Annotated in this window: 5 protein-coding genes and 2 tRNA genes; 4 read left to right on the forward strand and 3 right to left on the reverse strand. The window is 71.4% G+C overall.

All coding sequences use genetic code 11. The annotated features are described in order from the left end of the window. Positions 1-246 precede the first annotated feature (246 nt). Positions 247-951, forward strand: coding sequence for a transglycosylase family protein (locus ABZS54_RS04275; RefSeq protein ID WP_355530873.1), 705 nt, complete (start codon positions 247-249; stop codon positions 949-951). A 314-nt stretch (positions 952-1,265) separates the two neighbouring features. Here the strand turns inward: ABZS54_RS04275 and ABZS54_RS04280 are convergent, their stop codons facing one another. Beyond that, a complete protein-coding gene (locus ABZS54_RS04280; RefSeq protein ID WP_355530875.1) occupies positions 1,266-1,442 on the reverse strand; it encodes a hypothetical protein in 177 nt (58 codons plus the stop codon). A gap of 137 nt (positions 1,443-1,579) precedes the next feature. Between ABZS54_RS04280 and ABZS54_RS04285 the strand changes: the two genes are divergently transcribed. Then, a complete protein-coding gene (locus tag ABZS54_RS04285; protein ID WP_355530877.1) occupies positions 1,580-2,986 on the forward strand; it encodes a VWA domain-containing protein in 1,407 nt (468 codons plus the stop codon). A gap of 146 nt (positions 2,987-3,132) precedes the next feature. Continuing rightward, positions 3,133-4,023 (forward strand): MmgE/PrpD family protein, encoded by an 891-nt coding sequence (locus tag ABZS54_RS04290; RefSeq protein ID WP_355530879.1) that lies wholly within the window; start codon positions 3,133-3,135, stop codon positions 4,021-4,023. 430 nt (positions 4,024-4,453) lie between these two features. On the opposite strand, the gene ABZS54_RS04295 is transcribed toward ABZS54_RS04290, so the two are convergent. Next, positions 4,454-4,526 (reverse strand) — tRNA-Arg (locus ABZS54_RS04295). 585 nt (positions 4,527-5,111) lie between these two features. After that, a tRNA-Ser gene (locus tag ABZS54_RS04300) sits at positions 5,112-5,200 on the reverse strand. 144 nt (positions 5,201-5,344) lie between these two features. Here ABZS54_RS04300 and ABZS54_RS04305 point away from each other — a divergent pair. Further along, the coding region (locus ABZS54_RS04305; protein ID WP_355530881.1) for a PAS domain-containing protein at positions 5,345-7,187 on the forward strand (1,843 nt) is incomplete at its 3' end.

The following is a 7,187-nucleotide window of genomic DNA, read 5'->3' on the forward strand; positions in this document are numbered from 1 at the left end:
CCTGTTTATGGTCCTGGCGATGTGCAAATCGCACCTCCTGGGTTCCCGCCGGCACGGCATGGCGGAACTCGCGGTCTGGGAGGGCCGCGGGGTTGCGGCATCGGACATCACGTCCTGGACGTGACCGTTCGGTTCCGGGCGGGGGTGATCCGCGAGGATCGCGCCGGTCCATCCGCCCCAGGGGAATTCCGAGAGGAATGTATGTCTCTCCGCAACGCTTTCGGTCGCACCAACACGCACCGCGGCATGGGTCGTACCCAGCGCCGTCTGCGCACCGCGACCATCGTCGGCGTCGTCGCCGCCACCCCGCTCGTCGGGCTCGCGACCGCGACCTCGGCCGGCGCTGCCACGACTTCCACGTGGGACAAGGTCGCCCAGTGCGAGAGCGGCGGCAACTGGTCCATCAACACCGGCAACGGCTTCTACGGCGGTCTGCAGTTCACGCAGAGCACGTGGCGCGCCAACGGCGGTACCGGCAGCCCGCAGAACGCCTCGAAGGCCGAGCAGATCCGGGTCGCCGAGAACGTGCTCAAGTCCCAGGGCCCGGGCGCCTGGCCGGTGTGCTCGGTCAAGGCCGGTCTGACCCGCGGTGGCGGCAGCCCGTCCACCGACGCCGGCAGCACCACCCCCAAGAAGGCGACGACTCCGAAGAAGGAGTCGACCTCCAAGAGCAGCACTCCCAAGAGCACCACCCCCAAGAAGGTCGCCGTCGCGCCCCAGAGCGAGACGCCGAAGAAGGCCGCTCCGGCGAGCAAGCCCGCCGCAGCTCCGGTCGCCGAGACCGCGTCGACCGCCGGCAACTACGTGGTCAAGCCCGGTGACACGCTCAGCGGCATCGCCGCGGCGAACAACGTGGGCGGCGGCTGGCAGGCGCTGTACGCGAAGAACCAGGGCGTGGTCGGTACCAACCCCGACCTGATCCTCCCGGGCCAGCAGCTGGTCCTGCGCTAGAACGCCCCGGGGCCGGTCCGGTCCCGAGTGTTCGGCGTGCGCCGTGTGGTGCCCACGACGCGGTGCACGGCGTCGAGTGAGTGGTGCGTGGAACAAGCAGTGCCCGCAGGCGAGTCCTGCGCGTTCGGTCGAGGGCGGCCGTATCTCCTGTGTGAACACCGGGAGATGCGGTCGCCTTCGGCCGTTTCATGCGGTTTGGTCGGTGTGGTGCTTCTTCGGCCGCAGCGACGAACGGCAGTACCACGACGTGCCGTGGAGGGGACGGGGCGTCGCGAGGGGCCCACGGGCATCTCGACCGGCCCGGGGTTGCACCGTCAGGTGTGGCCCGGGCCGAGCTGTCTCGCGGCCGCCTCGGCGGCGCACAGCGACTCCAGGCGGCGGGCGATCGAGGCCGCGCGCTCGATCAGCAGCCGGGCACGTTCGTGCTCGGCCTCGCTCCACTCGCCGGGGTCCGCGCGATGTCCGCCCGGATGATGACCGTTGTTGCCCATAACCGCTTGGTTCCCACCGGATGGGGGCGATCATTCACGATGTGATGGTCCATCACCCGTGATGCCGATCACGTCCGTCTTCCGGTCGCCGCCCACACCTCTGCGGCAGGTGGTCGATTCGGGCCACACTGACGACCATGACGACTCTGATCGCCGGGGCCAATGTCCCGGTTCCCACGGGCCCGCTGACCCTGGTGATCCGCCGCGCGGCGGACGCGCCTACCGCGGACGTCTCGGCGCTGCTGCTCGGATCGCACGGCAAGGTGCGCTCGGACGAGGACTTCGTGTTCTACAACCAACCGGCCGCGGCCGGCGGTGCGGTGCGCCACATCGGCCCGGCGGCAGGCGGCGAGGCGGTCACGGTGGACTTGGCCGTGCTGCCCGCCGACGTGGATCGGGTGGTGCTGGCCGCATCGGTGCACGAGGGCACGTTCGCCGGGGTGGGCGGCCTCGCGCTGGCGGTCCTGGACGCCTCGGGCACCGACGTGGCGACGTTCGCCGTCGAGGCCGCCGGTAGCGAGACGGTGATGGTGCTCGGCGAGTTGTATCGGCGCCAGGGCGGCTGGAAGTTGCGCGCGATCGGACAGGGCTACGACACCGGGCTGGCCGGACTCGCGAGCGACTACGGCGTGGATGTCGGCGAGGACGACGAGGTGCCGGCCGAGGACGACGCCGCACGGCCCGCCGGGACGCTGCCCGTCGCGCCGGTGGGCGCGACGCCCGGGTGGGCGCCGCCGCCGTACAGCGACGAGCCGACGATGCGGCTGCCCGCGCCCTCGGAGGACCCGCAACTGGCCGGGCTGCCGCCGGAGGTGGGCGCGCGGATCTCGCTGCGCAAGGAGGCGGTGCGGATCACGCTGGAGAAGAAGGGCCTGCGCGAGGTGCGCGCCCGGGTGGCGATCGTGCTGGATCGCTCCGGGTCGATGCGGGAGCTGTACGGAAACGGCGCGGTGGGGCGCCTGGTCGAGCGGATGGCACCGATCGCGGCCCGGCTCGACGACGACGGCGAGTTGGACGCGTGGATCTTCGCCGACGAGTTCGCGCCGCTGGACCCGGTCCGGATCCCCGAACTGCCACGCTGGATCGCGGACAACGTGTACATCGACGGGCGCAACAACCGGCCGCAGTCGCCGCCGCTGCCGGGCGGTGCGCAGCGGGTGCCCGACCACCTGGCCGGCGTGTTCGGCGGAAACAACGAACCGGCGGTGATCGAGGACATCATCGCGCGCTACCGGCGTGAGCCGGGGGCGCCGGTCCTGGTGCTGTTCTACTCGGACGGCGGCGTCAACCGCAGCAAGCAGATCCAGCGTCTGCTGACCGATGCGGCCGGGCTGCCGATCTTCTGGCAGTTCGTCGGTCTGGGTCGGTCGAACTACGGGATCCTGGAGCGCATCGACACGATGCCCGGCCGACTGGTGGACAACGCCGGCTTCTTCCAGGTCGACGACATCGACCGGATCTCCGACGTCGAGCTGTACGAGCGGATCCTGGCCGAGTTCCCGCAGTGGTTGACCGCGGCGCGGGCAGCGGGCGTCGTGCGCTGATCCGGCACCCGCGCGCTCCGCGCCCACGACTCGTGCGCCCGAGGTGATTGGGGGCTGACGCGACGTTACCGCGACGGTCACAATGGGACATTGCGCCGTGCTTTTGCGTCGCGTCGTCGCGCAGCCTGGGTACGGGGAGGGATTTCATGCCGGTATCGGGCGAATTTGCCGATTGGGCCACAGAACTGACGGTGCGTCATATTCCGGTGCCGGTACGGCGGGCGACCGGTCGGCGGATCCTGACCGCGATCGCGGGCGGGGTCGGCGCGGCGCGGGTCGGGCTGGTGGACCCGGCCGTGCACGTGGCGGTCGGGATCGGCGGCCCGCCCGAGGCCGAGCTCATCGGGCACGCCGCGGGCCGACTCGCGGCTCCCGCCGCCGCGCTCGCGAACGGCATGCTGATCGGCGCGGCGCGGTCCGACCCCGAGGGTGTGGGCGCGGCGATGGCCGTGGTGCTGCCGGTCGCGTTGGCGGTCGGCCAGGAGGTCAAGGCGCGCGGCGACGAGGTGCTGGTCGCGGTGATCGCCGGGCACGAACTGGCCTGCAGATTGGCCGCCCCGGACGGCTCGCGCTCGGTCGGGGTGCTCGGCGGCGCGTTGGCGGCGGCCCGGCTGATGACGCTGGACCGGGACCGGGTCCGCGACGCGGTGGGCATCGCGGGAGGGTTCGTGGGCGAGCCGATCGGCACCGGTGGCACAGTCGGGCTCGCCGGTGGGATCGCGGCCGGCAACGCGATCATCGCCGCACGGCTGGCCGCCTCCGGCGCGAGCGGGCCGGCCTGCGGGCTCGACGAGTTGTGCCGTTCGTGGCGCCTGCGGCGGGAAACGGTTGTGGCCGGACTCGGCGCGGAGTGGGCCTGCGAGGCACACCGCGCGGCCACGGTGAGCGACTACCAGTTCGACCTGGAGACCTGCGCACGCCTCGGCGGCAGCCGCCGCGACGCCCGGGCCCTGGTCGCCGAGGTCCGCGCCCTGGCCTTCGCCCCGTCCCTGGACTCGATCCTCGCCCTGACGGTAAAGGTCGCGGCGGGCACGTGAGATCGGCCCGGTCGAATCGACCGCATCCGGCGGCGGGAGCGGAGGCGAAGGCGAGCAACGAGTGCGTCGAGGCCCCGTGGCCGACGGAGCGGCCATTCGGGACAGCAAGGACCACGAGGCCGGCATCATCCGCGCCGGTCAAAGGACTTGGTCGACGCTCCCGGCGGAACCGAGGCGCACCTGAGCAACGACGAAAGCCGCCCTGCCCGAAGGCGAGGCGGCTTCTTCGTGTCGTCGCACTTCCACGGCTCCGGCCGTGGCACCACCCGGTTCCGGACGAGGACGTTGCCGCCACGCGGGCGGCCCTGAAGCAACTCGGGGACAGCCCGGGCCGGGGCAGGCCACTGCTGTACTTCGCTGCCGGCAGACCCTGGAAAACGAATCAGGGCCCCTTTTCCGAATCCACCGGAAAGGGGCCCTGACCTGCATGTGCGCTCGGCAGGATTCGAACCTGCAACCTTCTGATCCGTAGTCAGATGCTCTATCCGTTGAGCTACGAGCGCTTGGTCGCTTTGACCGAGGTCAACAATACATGCTCCCCGGCCGGGGGTGAAATCCATTGTTCGAGGGTGCCTCAAACTCGGGCAATCAGTGATCAAGCACCTTCATTTTGCGGGTGTTCGGCGGCCGAACGGGTGATCGCGGGCCAGGGGCCGAGGGGCTCCCGCGGGTGTCGGCGGGCCGCTCGGCGAAGTTGGTCGGGCGAGGTGGATCCGGACCCGGCGGTGGCCGGCCGTGCCGGGTCGAGGTGGTCCGGGTGACCCCGACCGGCGGGGTGGCGACGCGCGCGGGGGCGGCCTCGGCTCGTTCGCTGTGAGCTGAAACTGCCTTTTCGGACATGTCGGCCGGTGGGGAAATCGGAGGGCATCCGGTCGAGGTGCGGGAGTCACTCGGGTCGAGTCGACGGCGCGCCGTCGGAGGTCGTCCCGACGATCGGGTGGAGCATCGGGCGACGGCTCCGGAGAAGAGCCTCATATCGGACATTATGCCCTGTGTCGTGACCAGGGGTCGTCGAATGATCACCGAAACATCATCGTCATGGGCGCGAAACAGCCCGCCTGGTGGGACCAGACGGGCTGTTCGGGAAGCGGAGGCTCCGGGATTTGAACCCGGGATGGGGATGAACCCAAACCGCATTAGCAGTGCGGCGCCATAGACCGGACTAGGCGAAGCCTCCATCGGTGTTTGCCGACGAGGAACAGATTACTAGGCTCGTCAACGTGACTGCAAAAACAATGGGATAGTCGGTCGTGACATGCCCCGGCGGCGACGGGCAAGATGGCCGTCGCGCAGTCCGAGGACCGGAGGAGGTACGCGCTTCGTGAGCAGCAGGCCATCCCGAGGCGCTGCTCGCCTCGCAGCCATACTCGACGCCCTGCCGGATGCTCTCCTGCTGGTGAATCGCAACGGCACCGTCGTCAATGCGAACGCCATGGCACTGGAGGTTCTGGAGGCGCCGGGCACTCCCGTGGTCGGGCGCGGTCTCCTGGACCTGCTGCCCTCGTTCGACCATCGGCGCATCCCGGGTTCGGTCCGGTCCAACGACTCGCGCGACACCCGGACCAAGCCGACCCGGATGTCCGCGCACCGTACCGACGGCGGCGTCTTCCCGGTCGAGGTGACCAGCGCCAACCTGCCCGCCGGATACGACGACGAGTTGCTGATGATCGTCGTGCGCGACCTGACCGGCAAGGTCGACGTCGAGGCCGAACTGGCACGTCAGCAGCGGCAGACCGAGATGATCCTGCGCGCGGCCTGCGAGGGCATCATCGGCATCGACGCCGAGGGCAACATCGTGCTGGCCAACCCGGCCGCCGCCCGGATCCTGCGCCATCGCGCGAGTGACCTCGGCGGCAGGAGCGTGCACGAACTGCTCATGCACGCCCGGGCCGACGGTACGCCGCTGCCCGCCCAGGAGTGCCCGCCGCTGGTGACCCTGGGCAACGGACGCCGGCAGCGGTTGCGCGACCAGGTGTTGTGGCGCGGCGACGAGGGCTACGTGACGGTGGACATGATCACCGCGCCGATCCTGCTCGGCGGCGCCGTGGTCGGCGCCGTGATGACCTTCAGCGACACCGGCCGGGAAAAGCTGCTCGGCGAACGGCGGGCCCAGCTTGCCGAGTTGGTCGACGCGGAGATACTGGGCCGGCTCGCGGCGGTGCGCGGTCGGCTGAAGAAGGTGGCCGACGGCGCGGCCGGCGAGGTCGGCCACGGTGCCCGGCGGATGGTGCGTCAGGTCGCGGGCGAGTTGGAGAGCCTGGAGGAACTCGCCGGCGAGGTGCTCGCACATCAGGCGGCCGGCACCGAAGCGGCCGAGCCCGAGGATGCCGACGCGGCGAGCGAGCCGGAGCGGGTGCCGACCACGGTGGACGATCTCGTCGATCGGGCCATGGAGACCGTGACCTACCTCGCGCGCGGCGCGGGTGTGGAGTTCGCGGTCAACGCGTCCCCGGTCGGCGTGCGAGTGGACGTGGACGCGATGACCCGGGCCCTGGGGCACCTGCTCGCGGACGTCGTCGCGGCCGGCCCCGAAGGATCCACCGTCGTGGTCGCGGCGGCCCAGCGCGGCAACGTCGCCCGGATCGAGGTGCGTGGCCCGGAGAGCCGAGGCAGCGCGGTGCGGGTCCCGCTCGCGCGCGCGGTCGTCGAAGCGCACGGCGGCACCGTCGAGTCGCACACCATGCCCGGCCGAGGCAGCACGTACGTGGTCGAGTTGCCCGCCGACGCGGAGGCCGCCGAGCAGGCCGAGAGTTCCGGCGAACACCGCGCGGCCAAGGGCCGCCGGGCCCGCCAGACGGGTCGACCGGACCCGGTCGCCGACAAGAACGGCAAGGCCGGCAAGGACGGCAAGGACGCCAAGGCGGCCGTCGAAGCCAAGGCCGAGGCCGGGAAGACCGATACCGAGGCCGCCGCGACGTCGACCGACGAGGACGAGGACGCACCGGCGGCGGCGACCGACCCGAGGACGGACGACGCGACCGGCGCCGAGGCCGCCGAGGCCGAGAGCGGCACCGATTCGAAGGCACGTTCGACTGTCGCACGGACGAAGGACACCGCCGACGCGCGGCCCGCACCCGGCAGCGGGGTCGCGCAGCTCCGGCAGTGCGACCGGCCACTGGTTGGGCCCGATCAGGCGCAGATAGGCCGGAACGCGCCGCGCTCAC

The organism is Embleya sp. NPDC005575, assembly GCF_040605455.1.
GTDB lineage: Bacteria > Actinomycetota > Actinomycetes > Streptomycetales > Streptomycetaceae > Embleya.

Coding starts and splice junctions, on each gene's coding strand:
- ABZS54_RS04275 (WP_355530873.1), top strand. CDS start 247: ATGGGTCGTACCCAGCGCCGTCTGCGCACCGCGACCATCGTCGGCGTC.
- ABZS54_RS04280 (WP_355530875.1), bottom strand. CDS start 1,442: ATGGGCAACAACGGTCATCATCCGGGCGGACATCGCGCGGACCCCGGC.
- ABZS54_RS04285 (WP_355530877.1), top strand. CDS start 1,580: ATGACGACTCTGATCGCCGGGGCCAATGTCCCGGTTCCCACGGGCCCG.
- ABZS54_RS04290 (WP_355530879.1), top strand. CDS start 3,133: ATGCCGGTATCGGGCGAATTTGCCGATTGGGCCACAGAACTGACGGTG.